The sequence below is a fragment of the Clostridium sp. AM58-1XD genome, assembly GCF_003464085.1.
In the GTDB taxonomy this organism is placed as follows: domain Bacteria; phylum Bacillota; class Clostridia; order Lachnospirales; family Lachnospiraceae; genus Lachnoclostridium_A.
This window is the reverse complement of the sequence record NZ_QSDR01000008.1, coordinates 32,762-48,423: the sequence shown is the minus strand read 5'-3', so window position 1 is coordinate 48,423 and position 15,662 is coordinate 32,762. Positions and strand designations below refer to the sequence as shown.

Here is a 15,662-nt window from a genome sequence, read left to right as displayed (position 1 = left end):
GCGGTTAACGGCAGCAAGCTTAAACATGCAGCCGGCTTTCATATGATAAGGTTAAAAAAACAGGGATACGGCACAATAGATCAGAAGCAGGGCCATAACTGTGTTTGTGATTCTGGCGTATTTTGAAAACAGCAGTTTAAAGGCAGAGCCAAAAGCCGACCAGCATAAGGTGAAGAGAAATCCGATGAAAGCCAAAAGCATGGCGAAACAAAACAGGATAAAAGGCGAATGGGAATAATAGGGCAGTATGTATGCTTCCATGGAGATGATACAGTAAATATAGATTTTGGGATTAATAAACTGTAGAATCAGACCTGATAGAAAACTGCTCCGGCTGTTCTGATCCTGTATATCCGAAGAACTGCGGAATGTTTCATAAGCCAGATAGAGCATGTAGGCAGCACCGGCAAGGAGCATAGGCGTTTTGATCCTGGGAATGAACGAGGACAGCAGACTGCAAAAAAGCGTGCACATGGCCATGACAAGAGAAAATCCACCCCATATACCAGATTAAAGGGAAGGGACTTTCGGAAACCAAGGCGGCTTGCATTGGACATGGACATAATATTGTTGGGACCGGGGGTTACAGCGGTAATAATGGCGTAAGTAAGAAAATTCATCCAGCTAAACATAGTAGTTGCTCCTTTTCTGTAATGGTAGTACAATATAGAGTAATAATAGTACAAAATATTGATTTATTATATTGTACTATTGATTCAATATATTGTCAATGAGGAGGAACGATTTTGGATATTAATATGACTGTTGCGGATAATGTAAAGAGAATACGCGAGAAGAAAAAGATGACGCTCGACACCGCTGCAGCCGTTACCGGCGTTTCACGCAGCATGCTGACCCAGATTGAAAAAGGAAGTGTAAATCCAACGATATCAGTCCTTTGGAAGATAGCAAATGGCTATAAAGTGTCGTTTTCATCCCTTGTAGAGGAAAACAGAAAAGAGATGACATTTGTTCCGCTAGCGTCTCTGAATCCTGTTTATGAGGATGAAGGGAAATACATTAATTATCCCATATTTCCTTTTAATGAGGACAAGTTATTTGAGACATACAGGATTCTGATCAAACAGGGCGGAGGTCTGAAGGCGAAACCTCATCTGGCGGAGTCGGAAGAATACGTTACTGTTTTCAGCGGTCAGGTGGAGATCACGGTTGGGGAAGAGGTACATCTCCTGAAAACAGGAGATTCACTGCATTTTTACGCGGATCAGAACCATGAGTACAGAAATGCAGGGGATGGAGAAGCGGCAATGAGCATGATTATTTGTTATGTGAAGTGAAATGGAAGTGTTGCAAAATGTGAAACTATAAATAATATCATTATATAAAAAATATAAAAAGGTGCTTCAAAATCAGAATCGACAGAGTTTTGCGGATCGGAACGACGAATTCTTTATTTTGAAACACCTGATTTTATTTAATAGAAAAGAGTTTCTATGAATCAAAGAATGCACTGCAGGGTGTGCATTCGCATGGAAGGATTGGGGACGCTGAAACAGCTGTGCCCGGCAAAGGAGTTCGCCCCGGCGGACTCTCTGCTCATTGCCTTTCTGCTATCAGCCGCCAAAAAGCGGCGTAGAGAGGTATCTGTCTCCAGAGTCGGGAAGGAGGGCTACAATGCGCCTGCCGTTGTTTTCCGGCCGCTTTGAAAGCTGCACAGCAGCCCATACAGCAGCTCCGGAAGAGATTCCGACGAGAATTCCTTCGGACTTTCCGATTTCCCTTCCTGTGTCGAGGCCTGTTCATCTGTAACGGCAATAATTTCATCATAGATGCTTGGATTCAGATTTTGTGGTACGAATCCGGCGCCGATTCCCTGGATTTTATGGCTACCGGCCCAGCCTTCTGTAAGTACAGGAGAAGAGGCAGGCTCTACGGCAACAATTTTAACAGCCGGATTTCGTGATTTCAGGTATTCACCTACACCTGTAACCGTACCGCCGGTACCGACTCCGGCAACAAAGATATCAATGTTTCCGTCTGTATCTTCCCAGATTTCCGGACCTGTACCAGCCCTGTGGGCAGCAGGATTGGAAGGATTGTCAAACTGGCTGGGGAAAAAGCTTCCGGGCAGCTGTTCTGCCAGCTCTGCCGCTTTCGCGATTGCGCCTTTCATACCTTCTGTTCCTGGCGTCAGGACGAGTTCAGCGCCGTATGCCTTCATAAGGGTACGTCGTTCTACACTCATAGTTTCCGGCATCACGATGATAATACGGTATCCTCTGGCGGCTGCTGCAGAAGCCAGGCCAATCCCCGTATTGCCTGAGGTAGGTTCGATGATAACGGAATCGGGCTTTAAAAGCCCCTGCTTTTCAGCAGCATCCAGCATTGATTTTGCCACCCGGTCTTTTACGCTTCCTGCAGGATTGAGATATTCCAGCTTGGCGATGATTTCCGCTTCGGCTCCATATAGCTTTTCTATATTTTTTAATTCCAGAAGCGGGGTCCTTCCGACCAGCTGTTGTGATGAAGTATAAATTTTCTGCATATTGATTCCTCCTGTCATTATATAATCGATTCAAACGCCTGTGATAAATCAGCAATAATGTCGTCTATGTGTTCGGTGCCGATGGAAAGACGGACCGTAGTAGGCTGAATCCCGGCAGACCGCAGTTCTTCTTCTGTCATTTGAGAATGAGTGGTTGATGCGGGATGAATCACGAGGGATTTCACATCGGCAACGTTAGCGAGAAGAGAGAACAGTTTCAGGGATTCTGTGAAGCGTTTTGCCTGTTCTTCCGTTCCATTGATTTCAAAGGTAAAAATGGAAGCGCCGCCGTTTGGATAATATTTGTCATACAGTTCTTTTTCCTTTCCTGATGAAAGAGAAGGATGATTTACTTTGGATACAAGAGGATGATTTTTCAAGAAGGCAACGGTTTTCAATGCGTTTTCCACATGGCGCTCCACCCTTAGAGACAATGTTTCCAGCCCCTGGAGCAGCAGGAAGGAGTTAAACGGTGAAATGCATGCTCCTGTATCCCTCATAAGTGTAGTTCGGATTTTTAAAATATATGCAAGATTTCCTGCCTCTGTAAATACAATGCCGTGATAGGATGGATTTGGTTTGGAGAGTCCTGGAAACTTATCGTTCCGGGACCAGTCAAAGGTTCCGCCGTCAACGATCACGCCGCCCATAACCGTGCCGTGGCCGCCAATGAATTTTGTAGCGGAATGAACAACGATATCTGCTCCGTGTTCTAAGGGGCGAAAGAGGTAGGGCGTTGCAAAGGTGTTGTCGATGATTACTGGAATTCCATTTGAATGAGCTGCCGCCGATACAGCTTCCAGATCGATAATATCGGAATTCGGATTTCCCAGGGATTCCAGATAAACGGCTTTCGTATTCGGCCGAATGGCCTGTGCAAAGTTCTTTGGGTCCCGTCCATCTATAAATGTCGTTTCAATGCCGACTTCTTTCATGGTGTTGGCAAGGAGATTATACGTGCCTCCATATACGGTAGAGGCAGAAACGATATGGTCACCTGCACCTGCAATGTTGCGTATGGCATATGTAATTGCTGCCGAGCCGGAAGCAGTTGCCAGAGCTCCTGCGCCCCCTTCTAAAGCCGCAATACGCTGCTCAAATACGTCGGAAGTGGGATTCATAAGACGGGTATAAATATTGCCGCCTTCTGTCAGGCCGAATCTTCCGGCTGCCTGAGCGGAATCTCTAAATACGTAGGACGTTGTGGCATAGATTGGAACGGCTCTGGAATCGGTGGCCGGATCGGCATTTTCCTGACCGACGTGAAGCTGAAGCGTTTCGAATCTGTAATTGTTGTTTGACATGGCAAAATCTCCTTTCATTGTAAGCGGTGACAGTTCTCAAATTTGCATACAACATCGGCACATTCGGCCGAAACGAAAATTTGCCCGGATCAGCAGTGCAAATCGTTTTTCCATAGCATTTACCTATCTTTCCCATATGTTTTTAGGAATCATAGCACTATAAACCTACTGTGTCAATAGGTAAAATGAAAGAGAGTGCGGAACCAGCTGAATCCGGCATGCTTATAATACCGGATTTCGTTCCATGCAGCGGCCGGACCACTCCATCCGGCCGCACAGGACCGATTTTTCCTTTTCGGCAGCACTCCCATGACAGATGTGACGCCTTACAGGAAACTGTGAGAATCTGCTGTTTCTTTCTTCATCAGATCGGAGAGCCGTATGCCTTCAAAAAACTCATCGATCAGCCGGTCCAGCTTAATCCACATCGGAAGAGTCCGGCACTGATCAGCCTGTTCACAGTGATTGGGACCGCATTCAAGACACGCTACGGGAGCCAGAGAGCCTTCTGTGAGCTTTAAAATACTTCCGACTGTATATTGTTCCGGCCGCCAGGTAAGGCGGTAACCGCCGCCCTTTCCGCGCAGTCCCTCCAGCAGTCCGGCTTTGGAGAGGATCACAACAATGCTCTCCAGATACTTCTCTGAAATCTGCTGGCGGCCGGCAATATCCTTTAAAGGAATATAGGTACCCTTATCATGCTCTGCTATATCGATCATTACGCGGAGCGCATAGCGCCCCCTTGTTGATATCATCATATACGGCCTCCTTCGTAACCATATTTTCCTACTTTCCTGGAAGGTAAGTAGATTTCATGCTGTTTTTAGCATAGATGCGAAAAGGAAAAAAGTCAATGAATTGTTTTTTTATAAGATAGGCGTTATAATAATAGGCGGCGTAAAATGTGAGACAGGAGAGCAGATGAAAAATGTGTAAGAGTTTTTACTTAAGAAATGATATAATCTGGAGAAACAGTAAGAACGTAAATTCAGTGAAACTGGTAAGAACGGTATAAACGGGAAGAAAAGAACCGGATAATATTCAGAAAGGCGGAGAACAGAGATATGAATGACCAGCTTACAGAAAGCGATATCAAGAAGATTCAGGAAGAAATTGACTACCGTAAACTGGTAGTGCGTAAGGAAGCGATCGAAGCAGTAAAAGAGGCAAGAGCTCAGGGGGATTTGAGCGAAAACTTTGAATATTACGCGGCGAAAAAGGATAAAAATAAAAACGAAAGCCGTATACGATACCTGGAGAGAATGATTAAAACTGCGAAGATCATCTCAGACAAATCAAAGGATGACGAAGTGGGCATTAACAATACGGTTTCTGTTTATTTTGAAGAAGAGGATGAAACGGAAAACTATAAGATTGTGACCACGATCCGCGGTAATTCTCTGGACGGGCGGATCAGCAACGAATCTCCGCTGGGAAGGGCGCTTCTGGGGCACAGGGCGGGAGAACGGGTTTTTGTACAGGCCACCGCAGATTATGGTTATTATGTGGTGATAAAGTCCATAGAAAAAACGGGAGAAGCCGAAAGTGACAGGATCCGTGGCTTTTAAAATTTATACTATTTTAAGAAAATAATAAGTTTTTGTTTCGTGCAATTTTGAGTGAAGTATGGTAACATATGCGCTATGCAGGAGTACCTGCATAGAAGAGGAGAGATCGTTATGAAAAAGAGAACTTACGTAATTGCAGCAGCAAGTGCATTGGCACTGGCACTCACAGCATGTGGAGGCGGAAATACAAAAGAAGAGACAACTACAGCTGTTGAAACCACAGCGGAAAGCTCTGCAGAAGACGCAACAGATGCGGTTTCCCAGGAAAGTACAAATGATAGTTCTGAAGCTGCAGAAGAGACGACTGAAGCAAAAAAGGCAGAGGTGACAGAGGATGACATTATAGCTTTTGTGGAAGAAGTGGAAGATGCAGTCATGAATAAGAATATGAAGTCCCTTGCAGAAATGATTACTTATCCGGTTTACGTCGCATCTGTTAAGGAGAACGAGGGCATTGTAGCAGACAAGGAAGCATTCCTTGCACTCGATAAAAACACTCTGTTTGCAGAGGCTTTTGTGGATGCGGTAACATCCTTCAACGCTTCTGAAATTGAGGAATCTGAGGCAGGCTATGTAATCGGGAACGGAACTCCGAATGTAACGTTTAATATTGGAGAAGACGGTGCCCTGGGAATTACAGGGATTAACAACAAGTAAATCAAATTCAGGACGTTTAAGAACGGAAGGCAGTTTGACGTCTGAGCGAATTGGCATCCATTAAAGTGAAAACCTTTATGGATGCCGTTTTCGCATTTCAGAAGAGGGGGATGGGTCATGAATGAGGAACTGTTGGGGTATGTAAAGAAGATGTCTGTAAAATCAATGAAGATTTATTATGGGCTTCTTGTATGTCTGGCCCTGCTGTTTGGGATCATGCTTTTGTGCAGAGCTCCAGGTATATACCTTCTGTTTTGCGGTGCAGTATCTGTACTGTACATAGCAATTATTTATGCAATTGAGCATTCCAGGCGTAAATCTGCCCGTGAAAATATCGACAGGCTGTTTGGCAGGCTCAGTATGGACGAACAACATGAGGTGATGGAAAAGCTCCGAGAAATGCCGGACGAGCAGTGGAAAGCAGGATTTGCAGCTACACCGGAAATCACCTTTTTTACGAATGGCCATGGTGTACACGCGATTCCTACAAGCACGATTTTATGGGCCTATGAGAAGATTGATATTATGGTTCCGCTCTTTAAATATTATTCTGTCTATATGTACACAGAGGACGGGGAAAAGCACAACTGTGAGGTTGGTATGTGTCCCATCTGGGGCGGAAGAGATCAGGACGACATTGTTACGAATGCCGTTTGGAGTCTGCAGCGGTATTATCCGGGTATCATCAGCGGTTACAGCAGAGATATGTACCGAATGTTTACGAGGGATATAGAAGCAGTGAAACAGATGTACAGGGACAGAGAAGAACAAAATACTATGAGAACATAAAAGGCGGAGAATTTTCTCGCTTTTATGTTATGGTGTTTCTGAATTAATTAAATTAGTGCCTCAGTGATCTTAACAGAAACAGCCGGTTTGGCTTAGAATATAATCCGGAACTTCTTCCGGGCCAATATCCAGTGCCGTAGCCAACTCGCCAAATAACAATTTACGGGCCGTTTTTATGCCGTCTTTTTCGCGCAGAGGCAGCATTTTCCCACGGCCTTTACAGGACTGCTCAATCTGAGCGATTTCTTTAATCATAGAAGCTAACTCCAGACAATTTCCAGATTTAATTACCTGCTTATAGACTTGAGCACGCTCTCTGTCATTCGAATATTTCTTGCATTTGACACCAGGCCAGGACAATACGAAGCTTTCAGCCTCCTGCCTGGATAAAATCGCCCGCATGGTTACCTTGTCGCTGTCCACTGGAATATAAATCGTCATGTTCTTCTCAAATCTGGGAACCAAATAATAATATAATTGATTGTTGTCTGAGAAATCTGTTCTTGATATTTCATTTACCTGGCACACACCAATCGTTTCATAGAGTATAAAATTTCCTTTTTTAAACAAATTCCGACCTTTCTGAACAATGCTGTTCCGTTTAATGGGATATTAGTTTAGTTCAGTACATTTTCTACTTCCCGTGATATAGTTGTAATAATAAGAAAATAATAAAAAGACCGCCCCGCAAGGGAGGCGGTCCGGTTAACTATTGTTAACACAAGGCTTGATTATGCAGCGCAGACATTGACAGCCTGTAAACCTCTGGCGCTGTTTGTGATGTCAAAAGTAACCTGCTGTCCATCCTCTAATGACTTAAAGCCATTGGATGAGATTCCGGAAAAGTGAACGAATATGTCCTGTCCGTCCTCTTCGTTAGTGATGAAGCCAAAGCCCTTCTGTGAGTTAAACCATTTTACTGTACCTTTATTCATGAAAGATACCTCCTAAATTATATTATTATATTTTCCTAAAACAAAAAAATCACATATTTTTGTAACCCATCATAGGAATAATGACTTACAAAAATATGTGAGATCAAAATCTTATAAAAAATACTCCCTTAATATAACACGGATTTTATTTAATGTCAAGAACTATTTTTAGAATTAGTGAAAATTCTAAAATATTTATTAAAACGAAAATTTTATTTGAATTCCACTGAACTAGGGAGGGATGGAATTTACCCTTGCACTGGAATTTCCTTTTTCAAGTCAGCTCGAAAAATCATGATTGACAGACGAATTGAAAATAGCTTATAATAAAGGTACAAAAAGGCAGTTCACTCCAGCGAGTGGCTTCCAAAATATTATGTATCTATAAAAATAGTCACATTTGCTTTGGAGGGCGGGTGACTATTTTTTTGTACCTATAATCATAACAACAAGTACCCCAAACGCAATCATTAAAGAAAGTGTCTCATATGTACTCATGTTATACCACCCCCTTTCGGAGATGGAAGTCACCCAGCAGTAGGAACTGCCTGCTTCAATTATACAAGATGGTAAATAGGCTGTAAATAGAAGAATAAAAAAGAAATCCTTGTTCAAAGCTTGAATTTATAGTAGACTTTATCTATCAAAAAGTAACGGAGATACAGTAAATGACGAAACAATTTAAGAATAACATTAAGATACTTTTCGTTTGTCACGGCAACATCTGCCGGTCCCCGATGGCTGAGTTTGTATTCCGTGATCTGGTGGAAAAAAAGGGGCTTGCAGAGCGCTTTTATGTGGCGTCTGCTGCGACCAGTATGGAGGAAATCGGCAATCCGGTGCACCGGGGAACACGGGAAAAGCTGCGCCGGTATGGGATATCCACAGATGGGAAATATGCGGTGCAGCTGAGAAAGAGTGATTATCAGAAATATGACTATATACTTGGGATGGAACGTTGGAACATCACAAATATGATGAAAATACTGAGGGAGGACCCGGAAGGCAAAGTAAAACGCCTGCTGGATTTTTCAGACCGCCCACGTGATATCGCGGACCCATGGTATACTGGAAATTTTGATGTTACGTATGATGATATTATGGAGGGGTGTCAGGCATTGTTGGAGTGTATAACGAAAAGGGAAGGAAAAGAACGTGGATGAATTCGCATTTGTCAATCAGTATGAAGTGAACGAAAAGAGATATCTGTACTGGCTCAATCATCCGGCAGTGAAAACAAAACAGGTACGAATAGGGGCGATATTCCGAATGATATGGACATTGCTTGGATTATTTGTGGTATTCAATGCATGGAAAGGCTTTGTTTCAGGAGAATTCGGATTCGGTGCAGTCTTTGTACTACTTACATTGTACTGTATATATCGTGGATTTTTGAGAGGAAATGTGATAGGCAGGAATGTATTTCGGCAGCTGGCGAAGATTCAGGGATCTTCGAAATGGACCAGGACGATTCAGTTTGGCGATAAGATCTATCTGAAAGAAAATACGACAGCGTCAGAGTATTGCTATGACAAAATCGGGGAAATCAAAGATATGGAACTGTATTTTGCACTGGTTTACCAGGGCGAAGCCTGTATTTACGTTGCAAAAGACGGATTTATACAGGGCAAGCAGGAGCAATTTGTTCAATGGGTTCGGGAACAGGGCATATCTGCTGAAGGAGAAACAACGTGAAAGAATTATTTACCGTAGGAGAGATCGGGCGGCTGTTCGATATGAATATCAGAACTCTGCGGTATTATGATGAAATCGGACTGCTGCATCCGGAACATGTGGATGAGAAGACGGGATACCGTTATTATTCCACCAAGCAGTTTGAACGCCTGAATACAATTAAATATCTTAGGGCCATGGACATGCCTCTGGAACGGATTATCCGTTTTTTTGAAAACAAGGACACGGCGACTTTGATGGGACTTTTAAAGGAGCAGCAGGAAGAGACGAAGGTCCTGAAGGCCCGCCTGGAAACGATCGAGAGAAAGCTGGAGCGCAGAATTCTACAGCTTTCGGATGCTATGGATTCACAATTGGACGAAATTAAGGTAACCTATATTCCGGATCGAAAAATCGCTTTTCTAAGAAAAGAAATACCACTGGATGAAGATCTGGAATATCCGATACGCGAACTGGAAAAAAAGAACCATTTAAAACCAATGATGTTCTTGGGAAAGGTAGGCGTATCCATCGCATTGGAAAATATTTTAGTGGGAGAATTTTCGAGATTTTCAGGGATATTCGTATTTTTAGAAAAAGAAGACGAATTTCAGTGCCAAGAAGTAAGCTTGGCTGGCGGCAATTATGTGACAATCAGGTATTCAGGCACACATAGAGAGGCGGAACATTCCTATAAAAAGCTTTTGGATTACATTGATGGCCATGGATATTCATGCTGTGGTGATTCCGTGGAGATTACGTTGATTGATTCAGGATTTACCAGTGATTCCGACAAGTATATAACTGAACTGCAGCTGCCTGTTCAGATCAGTTGTCTAAAATATGCCGGCAGCACTTGACTCTCCAGTTACTGGAGGGTCTATTTTATTTTATGGGAAATTATATGTTATGAAGTAAATATAAAATGTTGATCTGCATTGTTTTTCAATCGTTTTGTTCTAAATGAAAAATATAAGATAACTGGGAGGTTTTGGAGTATGAATGCTGAAAACAATTTGACGGAAGGTAATGTTCTGAAGGTGCTGCTGTCATTTTCCGTGCCCTTTTTGATTGCCAATATTATTCAGGCGCTCTATGGGGCGGTGGATTTGATGGTGATCGGGTGGTACTGTTCTCCGGAAAGCGTGGCGGCTGTTTCTACGGGGACTCAGGTGACGCAGATCATTACAAGTATGGTGACCGGCCTGACGCTGGGCGGAACGATAATGGTAGGAAAGTATACGGGGATGCAGGATTTGAAACAGACGCAGAAAACTGTGGCCACAACGCTTTCCATATTTGCCGTTGTAGCAGTGATTCTGACTGTACTGATGATGATTTTTGTGAATCCAATCTTAAGCGCATTAAAGACGCCTCCGGAGGCGTTTGCTCTTGCTAGGCAATATGTTATGGTATGTGCCTGCGGGATATTTTTTACATGCGGATACAATGCGATTAGCGCAGTATTGAGGGGATATGGGGATTCGAAAAGACCTATGCTGTTTGTTGCCCTGGCGTGTGTGCTCAATGTGGCCGGTGATATTATACTCGTTAAATATGCAGGAATGGGCGTAGCCGGTGTTGCTCTGGCGACGATCTCTTCCCAAGCTATCAGCATGTTCTGTGCAATTATATACTTAAATAAAAAGAAATTTATATTCACGTTTGAACTGAAGAATTTCAGGATCGACAGGGAGAGAGCGAAAGAACTGGCAGCGGTGGGTATTCCGATTTCTCTCCAGGAGTGCATGGTCCGGCTATCCTTTCTCTACCTTACCTCTGTGACAAACCGTTTGGGGGTTAACGCGGCGGCGGCGGTCGGTGTAGCCAGCAAATACGACGTTTTTGCCATGCTTCCGGCAACCTCTATTGCAAGTGCACTGGCTGCGATTACAGCACAGAATTATGGAGCGGGGAAACCGAAACGCGCCAAGGTTTCCATGGCCGCCGGCATTGCCTTTGCCTTTGCTGCCTCGGCCTGTTTCTGGCTTTGGGCACAAATGTCACCGGAAACGATGATCGGAGTATTTACAAGGGACCAGAATATCATACAGGCCGGTATACCGTTTTTCCGTTCCTGCAGCTATGATTACCTGGCCGTCAGCTTCGTTTTCGGACTAAACGGCTATCTGAACGGCAGATCCAAGACTATTTTTACAATGATAAGCGTGTGCATAGGCGCCCTGGCCCTGCGTATGCCTCTCATATACCTGGTATTCACTCATTGTCCTGATAACCTTTTTGTTATAGGTTCCATTGCTCCGGCAGTATCAGGTACTATGGCAGTCTACACACTGATTTACGTCATATATCTGATGAAGAAGGAAAAGATTTAGGATAATAGTCTCCGAAATAATGCAGATTTTGTAGAACTAAAATTACATCACACTCTCGAAACTACCAGGCAGTTATGGTATAATGTCTGCAAGGCGGACATTATACCTGCGCATACTGTTCCTGCGGTCGATTATAGGACAAAGGCCGGTGACCGGAATGAGGCAAAGGGGAAATGAGAACACGGTACAGCGGTGGTATGTACGGCAGGAGGCAGGCTTCATTCAGGCGGGGCATGTACATTAAAAATAAATAAGAGGAGTATTGTAAAGGAGTGATTTTATGGCAAAGAAGACAGTGATGGTGACAGGTGCATCCAGAGGAATAGGAAAAGCGATTGCAGTTAAGTTTGCCAAAAAAGGGTATCATGTGGCGATCAACTGTGTGAAGAGTGAAGAGCGTCTCATGCAGGCAAAGAAAGAGATTGAATCATATCAGGTATCCTGTCTGGCGTATGTGGGAGATATGGGAGACAGCAGACAGTGTGCAGAGTTTTATAATATGGTGAAAAAACAGTTGGGAACTCCTGATGTGCTGATCAATAATGCGGGAATTTCTTATATTGGACTTCTTCAGGAGATGACAGATGACGACTGGAATAAGATTATGAGGACAAACCTGACATCTGTTTTTAACTGCTGCCGGCAGGTCATTCCTGATATGGTAGCTCAGAAATCAGGGAAAATCATTAATATTTCTTCCGAATGGGGCGTTGTAGGGGCATCCTGTGAGACGGCATACTCTGCTACCAAAGGCGGAGTCAATGCATTGACAAAGGCTTTGGCGAAAGAACTGGCACCCAGCAACATTCAGGTGAATGCCGTTGCCTGCGGGGCAATCGATACGGAGATGAATCAGTGGATGGAAGAAGATGAATTGATCAGCCTTGTGGATGAGATTCCGGCAGGCCGTCTGGGACGGGCGGAAGAGGTGGCCGGTCTTGTCTATCAGCTGGCATATAAAAATGAATATCTGACCGGACAGGTGATCGGCCTGGACGGAGGCTGGATATAAACTGATTTCATACGGCTGAGAATGTTCAGAAGACGGCAGGAATGCGGAATGGAATAGGAACAGTTGTGCGATGGATAAAAAAGGAGGCGTATGCCTTCTTTTTTGTTAAAGTGCGACCGGCGTATGGAAAACAGTTTCTTTTCTGAAAAAAACCGGCAGCTGTCAAGCTGCCGGATAAAGGGAGGAGTATTTATGAAAAAAATTGTTTTCTATGATTATAGAATACCGTTTATTTGTGTCGAAAGTATGTGAAAATTGTAAATGGATTGTGAAAGGTTTGTGAAGGATGGCGTATAAAATCTTAAATATTTATTACAGTCATCTTGAATTAATTGTATTCTTTCAGAACGCTGTGCTATACTATATAAGAGATACCAGGGTCAAATTGCTTTTGAACCCAACATCTATAAAGTGACGTATTATAGACAATGGAATGCATAATGGATGAGCTTTGAGAAAGTATGAGGAAATAATATGGCAGAGATTTTTGATACCGTAATCATTGGATCGGGCCCGGCGGGCCTGGCAGCTGCAATATACGCAGAGCGCGCAGAGATGAATGCGATTGTAATAGAAAAGAATGTAGTCAGCGGTGGTCAGGTTCTGACCACATATGAAGTAGACAATTATCCGGGGTCCAGAGGCATTGGCGGATTTGATCTGGGGATGAAGTTCAGAGAACATGCAGATGGACTGGGCGCTACGTTTGTAGAAGATGAAGTTCTCCGCATAGAGAAGGATGGAAAAATCAAAAAGGTAGTCTGTGAGAATGGAACATATGAGACGAAGACGGTTATCATTGCGACGGGAGCCAGTCACAGAAAACTGGGAGTACCAGGGGAAGAGAAGCTGACAGGACTGGGCGTTTCTTATTGTGCTACATGCGACGGCGCATTTTTTAAAAATAAAACGACAGCGGTGATCGGAGGCGGTGACGTCGCCATTGAAGACGCGATTTTCTTAGCAAGACTGTGTAAAAAGGTCTATGTCGTCCACCGCAGGGATGAGCTGAGAGGGGCGAAAAGCCTTCAGAAAAAGCTGTTCTCTCTGGAAAATGTAGAAATGGTATGGGACAGCGTTATTGATGAAATTAAAGGGGAAGACCACGTGGAAGCGATGGCAGTATCAAATGTAAAAACAGGAGAGAAAAAAGACGTTGCGGTGGACGGAGTGTTTATAGCCGTAGGTATTTCTCCTAACAGCAAGGGACTGGAGAACCTGACCGAGATGGAAAACGGATATTTCAAAGCAGGTGAAGACTGCCGCACTTCTGAGCCCGGCATTCTCGCGGCAGGTGATGTGAGAACGAAACAGCTGCGCCAGATTGTGACTGCCGTTTCCGACGGCGCAAATGCGATTACTAGCGTAGAGCGCTATCTCGCGGAAGAGTAGGGGGCGCAGAATCCCAATGAAAAAAAGATGGAAGACACTGCTGTTCTTCAGCTGTTTCATGACATTTGGAGGAACGATGATTTCCCATGCGCCCATGACGCTGAGAGCAGAAGGAGCGGCTCAGACCGCTCCTGCAGTTTTGGATAAAAGCAGGAAGACAGATGTGCCGAGAGTCACGGCTACAGAGCAGACATATGACAATGTTGCGATCTCACAGGTAACCGACTACGTAAACGTGCGACAGGAAGCGAATACAAAAAGTACAATTGTAGGAAAGATTTATAACGATTGTGCTGCTACAATATTAAATACGGTGGACGGAGAGGGCGGAAAATGGTATCAGATTCAGTCAGGAAGCGTCCAGGGCTATATAAAGGCACAATACTTTATTACCGGAGATGAGGCGGCTAAAATTGCGAAACAGGTAGGGACAAGCTATGCTACGGTTATTAACGCAACGACGCTGAGGCTTCATGAACAGCCGGATTTAAACAGCAAGACGCTGACACTTCTTTCTCAGGGCGCACGGTATCAGGTAATCGAGGAAAACGGTGAGTTTGCAAAACTTCAGATCGATACGGATCTGGAAGGGTATGTGTCGAAAGAGTATATAAACATTACGGTAGAATTCAGACAGGCTGTTTCTGTTGAGGAAGAGGCGGCGAAAGCAGCTGAAGACCAGAAGTTAAAACAGGAGGCGGCCCAGGCGATTCAGGATTTGGAAGATGCGAAGAAGAAGGCGGGAGAATCCAAGAATAATACTTCCTCAGGTTCATCAGGCTCCGGAGGGGTGATTGAAGCAAACCCGGAAGGAAACGGTCAGTCAAATAATGTGGCGGCACCGCCGGTTGCTTCCGGTGGAAGTCAGTCCGGAGATAATTCTCAGTCCGGCAGCGGCTCAGGCGGCCCAACATCCTCTGAGGTTGGACCTGGAGGAAGTGGAGGATCGTCAGGGCCATACGTATCCGACGGTGTTACATCAGCAACGCGGAGTGCAATTGTAGCATATGCCAAACAGTTCCTGGGTAATCCATATGTGTACGGCGGAACCAGCCTGACAAGCGGTGCAGACTGCTCCGGATTTGTAATGAGCGTATTTGAACATTTTGGCATCACCACGGGCAGAAGCTCCAGAGATCAGGCGGCAAAGGGTAAGGAGATACCGGTTTACAGCGTGCAGCCCGGAGATTTGCTGTTCTACTCCAGCGGAGATTACATAAACCACGTGGGAATTTATATCGGAGGCGGACAGATTATCCATTCCAGTACACCGAAGACAGGAATTACAATTACAAAATCGAATTACAGAACGCCGTGCAAGGCTGTTACTTTCCTTAACTAGGCGCAATAAAATGGAACGGGATCATTGCAGAATCCTGTTCCATTTTTGTATAATAACCTTGTGTGAAAGGTGAGGTTTGAATAGAGGCAGAGGACAGACAGAGAGAAAGGCTGGGAGAAGAGTGGAAAAAAAGGGTGTTATACGTAT

The 15,662-nt window shown here is 44.3% G+C and carries 17 protein-coding genes and 1 pseudogene; 11 read left to right on the top strand and 7 right to left on the bottom strand.

Annotated features, from left to right (window positions below; translation table 11 throughout):
• Window positions 1-51 precede the first annotated feature (51 nt).
• Window positions 52-417: a LysE family transporter gene (locus DXA13_RS22865; protein WP_347559733.1), complete on the bottom strand. Its 366-nt coding sequence runs from the start codon at window positions 415-417 to the stop codon at window positions 52-54.
• A 329-nt stretch (window positions 418-746) separates the two neighbouring features.
• On the opposite strand from DXA13_RS22865, the gene DXA13_RS06480 reads away from it, so the two are divergent.
• Window positions 747-1,298, top strand: a complete 552-nt coding sequence (locus tag DXA13_RS06480; protein ID WP_243009008.1) for an XRE family transcriptional regulator — start codon at window positions 747-749, stop codon at window positions 1,296-1,298.
• Between the two features lie 276 nt (window positions 1,299-1,574).
• On the opposite strand, the pseudogene cysK reads toward DXA13_RS06480, so the two are convergent.
• From cysK to DXA13_RS06465, 3 genes and pseudogenes are all read right to left on the bottom strand, one after another.
• A pseudogene (cysK, locus tag DXA13_RS06475) lies at window positions 1,575-2,506 on the bottom strand (cysteine synthase A).
• 17 nt (window positions 2,507-2,523) lie between these two features.
• A complete protein-coding gene (locus tag DXA13_RS06470) occupies window positions 2,524-3,810 on the bottom strand; it encodes an O-acetylhomoserine aminocarboxypropyltransferase/cysteine synthase family protein (RefSeq protein ID WP_118242624.1) in 1,287 nt (428 codons plus the stop codon).
• A 326-nt stretch (window positions 3,811-4,136) separates the two neighbouring features.
• Entirely contained in the window at window positions 4,137-4,568 is a 432-nt protein-coding gene (locus DXA13_RS06465) for an Rrf2 family transcriptional regulator (RefSeq protein ID WP_118242622.1), read from the bottom strand.
• A gap of 306 nt (window positions 4,569-4,874) precedes the next feature.
• Between DXA13_RS06465 and greA the strand changes: the two genes are divergently transcribed.
• From greA to DXA13_RS06450, 3 genes are all read left to right on the top strand, one after another.
• The gene (greA, locus tag DXA13_RS06460) at window positions 4,875-5,378 is read left to right on the top strand and encodes a transcription elongation factor GreA (RefSeq protein ID WP_118242620.1); all 504 of its coding nucleotides are present in this window, start codon (window positions 4,875-4,877) and stop codon (window positions 5,376-5,378) included.
• A gap of 111 nt (window positions 5,379-5,489) precedes the next feature.
• Entirely contained in the window at window positions 5,490-6,035 is a 546-nt protein-coding gene (locus DXA13_RS06455; protein WP_118242618.1) for a hypothetical protein, read from the top strand.
• Between the two features lie 117 nt (window positions 6,036-6,152).
• Window positions 6,153-6,824, top strand: coding sequence for a hypothetical protein (locus DXA13_RS06450; RefSeq protein ID WP_118242616.1), 672 nt, complete (start codon window positions 6,153-6,155; stop codon window positions 6,822-6,824).
• Between the two features lie 69 nt (window positions 6,825-6,893).
• Here DXA13_RS06450 and DXA13_RS06445 read toward each other — a convergent pair whose 3' ends face one another.
• The 3 genes from DXA13_RS06445 to DXA13_RS21575 form a co-directional block, all read right to left on the bottom strand.
• Complete coding sequence (locus tag DXA13_RS06445; protein WP_118242614.1) at window positions 6,894-7,394, bottom strand: CarD family transcriptional regulator; 501 nt, start codon at window positions 7,392-7,394, stop codon at window positions 6,894-6,896.
• Window positions 7,395-7,555: 161 nt separating this feature from the next.
• Window positions 7,556-7,759, bottom strand: a complete 204-nt coding sequence (locus tag DXA13_RS06440) for a cold-shock protein (protein ID WP_118242612.1) — start codon at window positions 7,757-7,759, stop codon at window positions 7,556-7,558.
• A gap of 420 nt (window positions 7,760-8,179) precedes the next feature.
• Window positions 8,180-8,230: a hypothetical protein gene (locus DXA13_RS21575; protein ID WP_233460676.1), complete on the bottom strand. Its 51-nt coding sequence runs from the start codon at window positions 8,228-8,230 to the stop codon at window positions 8,180-8,182.
• A gap of 197 nt (window positions 8,231-8,427) precedes the next feature.
• Here DXA13_RS21575 and DXA13_RS06430 point away from each other — a divergent pair, with 197 nt between their 5' ends.
• The 7 genes from DXA13_RS06430 (at window position 8,428) to DXA13_RS06400 (ending at window position 15,515) form a co-directional block, all read left to right on the top strand.
• Window positions 8,428-8,922 (top strand): low molecular weight protein-tyrosine-phosphatase, encoded by a 495-nt coding sequence (locus DXA13_RS06430; protein ID WP_118242608.1) that lies wholly within the window; start codon window positions 8,428-8,430, stop codon window positions 8,920-8,922.
• A complete protein-coding gene (locus DXA13_RS06425) occupies window positions 8,915-9,454 on the top strand; it encodes a hypothetical protein (RefSeq protein ID WP_118242605.1) in 540 nt (179 codons plus the stop codon). Before DXA13_RS06430 ends, DXA13_RS06425 begins: the two co-directional genes overlap by 8 nt.
• Window positions 9,451-10,293, top strand: coding sequence for a MerR family transcriptional regulator (locus tag DXA13_RS06420; RefSeq protein ID WP_118242603.1), 843 nt, complete (start codon window positions 9,451-9,453; stop codon window positions 10,291-10,293). The genes DXA13_RS06425 and DXA13_RS06420 overlap by 4 nt, the downstream gene beginning before the upstream one ends.
• A 138-nt stretch (window positions 10,294-10,431) precedes the next feature.
• Window positions 10,432-11,769, top strand: a complete 1,338-nt coding sequence (locus DXA13_RS06415; RefSeq protein WP_118242601.1) for an MATE family efflux transporter — start codon at window positions 10,432-10,434, stop codon at window positions 11,767-11,769.
• A gap of 280 nt (window positions 11,770-12,049) precedes the next feature.
• The gene (fabG, locus tag DXA13_RS06410; protein ID WP_118242599.1) at window positions 12,050-12,781 is read left to right on the top strand and encodes a 3-oxoacyl-ACP reductase FabG; all 732 of its coding nucleotides are present in this window, start codon (window positions 12,050-12,052) and stop codon (window positions 12,779-12,781) included.
• A gap of 474 nt (window positions 12,782-13,255) precedes the next feature.
• Window positions 13,256-14,173 (top strand): thioredoxin-disulfide reductase, encoded by a 918-nt coding sequence (gene trxB / locus DXA13_RS06405; protein WP_118242597.1) that lies wholly within the window; start codon window positions 13,256-13,258, stop codon window positions 14,171-14,173.
• Window positions 14,174-14,189: 16 nt separating this feature from the next.
• Window positions 14,190-15,515, top strand: a complete 1,326-nt coding sequence (locus DXA13_RS06400) for an NlpC/P60 family protein (RefSeq protein ID WP_118242595.1) — start codon at window positions 14,190-14,192, stop codon at window positions 15,513-15,515.
• Window positions 15,516-15,662 lie beyond the last annotated feature (147 nt).

What these genes read in the sequence shown, in the direction of transcription:
- greA (WP_118242620.1), top strand. Translation starts at nt 4,875, where the DNA reads ATGAATGACCAGCTTACAGAAAGCGATATCAAGAAGATTCAGGAAGAA.
- DXA13_RS06455 (WP_118242618.1), top strand. Translation starts at nt 5,490, where the DNA reads ATGAAAAAGAGAACTTACGTAATTGCAGCAGCAAGTGCATTGGCACTG.
- trxB (WP_118242597.1), top strand. Translation starts at nt 13,256, where the DNA reads ATGGCAGAGATTTTTGATACCGTAATCATTGGATCGGGCCCGGCGGGC.
- DXA13_RS06470 (WP_118242624.1), bottom strand. Translation starts at nt 3,810, where the DNA reads ATGTCAAACAACAATTACAGATTCGAAACGCTTCAGCTTCACGTCGGT.
- DXA13_RS06450 (WP_118242616.1), top strand. Translation starts at nt 6,153, where the DNA reads ATGAATGAGGAACTGTTGGGGTATGTAAAGAAGATGTCTGTAAAATCA.
- DXA13_RS06465 (WP_118242622.1), bottom strand. Translation starts at nt 4,568, where the DNA reads ATGATGATATCAACAAGGGGGCGCTATGCGCTCCGCGTAATGATCGAT.
- DXA13_RS06440 (WP_118242612.1), bottom strand. Translation starts at nt 7,759, where the DNA reads ATGAATAAAGGTACAGTAAAATGGTTTAACTCACAGAAGGGCTTTGGC.
- DXA13_RS22865 (WP_347559733.1), bottom strand. Translation starts at nt 417, where the DNA reads ATGCTCCTTGCCGGTGCTGCCTACATGCTCTATCTGGCTTATGAAACA.
- DXA13_RS06430 (WP_118242608.1), top strand. Translation starts at nt 8,428, where the DNA reads ATGACGAAACAATTTAAGAATAACATTAAGATACTTTTCGTTTGTCAC.
- DXA13_RS06400 (WP_118242595.1), top strand. Translation starts at nt 14,190, where the DNA reads ATGAAAAAAAGATGGAAGACACTGCTGTTCTTCAGCTGTTTCATGACA.
- fabG (WP_118242599.1), top strand. Translation starts at nt 12,050, where the DNA reads ATGGCAAAGAAGACAGTGATGGTGACAGGTGCATCCAGAGGAATAGGA.
- DXA13_RS06415 (WP_118242601.1), top strand. Translation starts at nt 10,432, where the DNA reads ATGAATGCTGAAAACAATTTGACGGAAGGTAATGTTCTGAAGGTGCTG.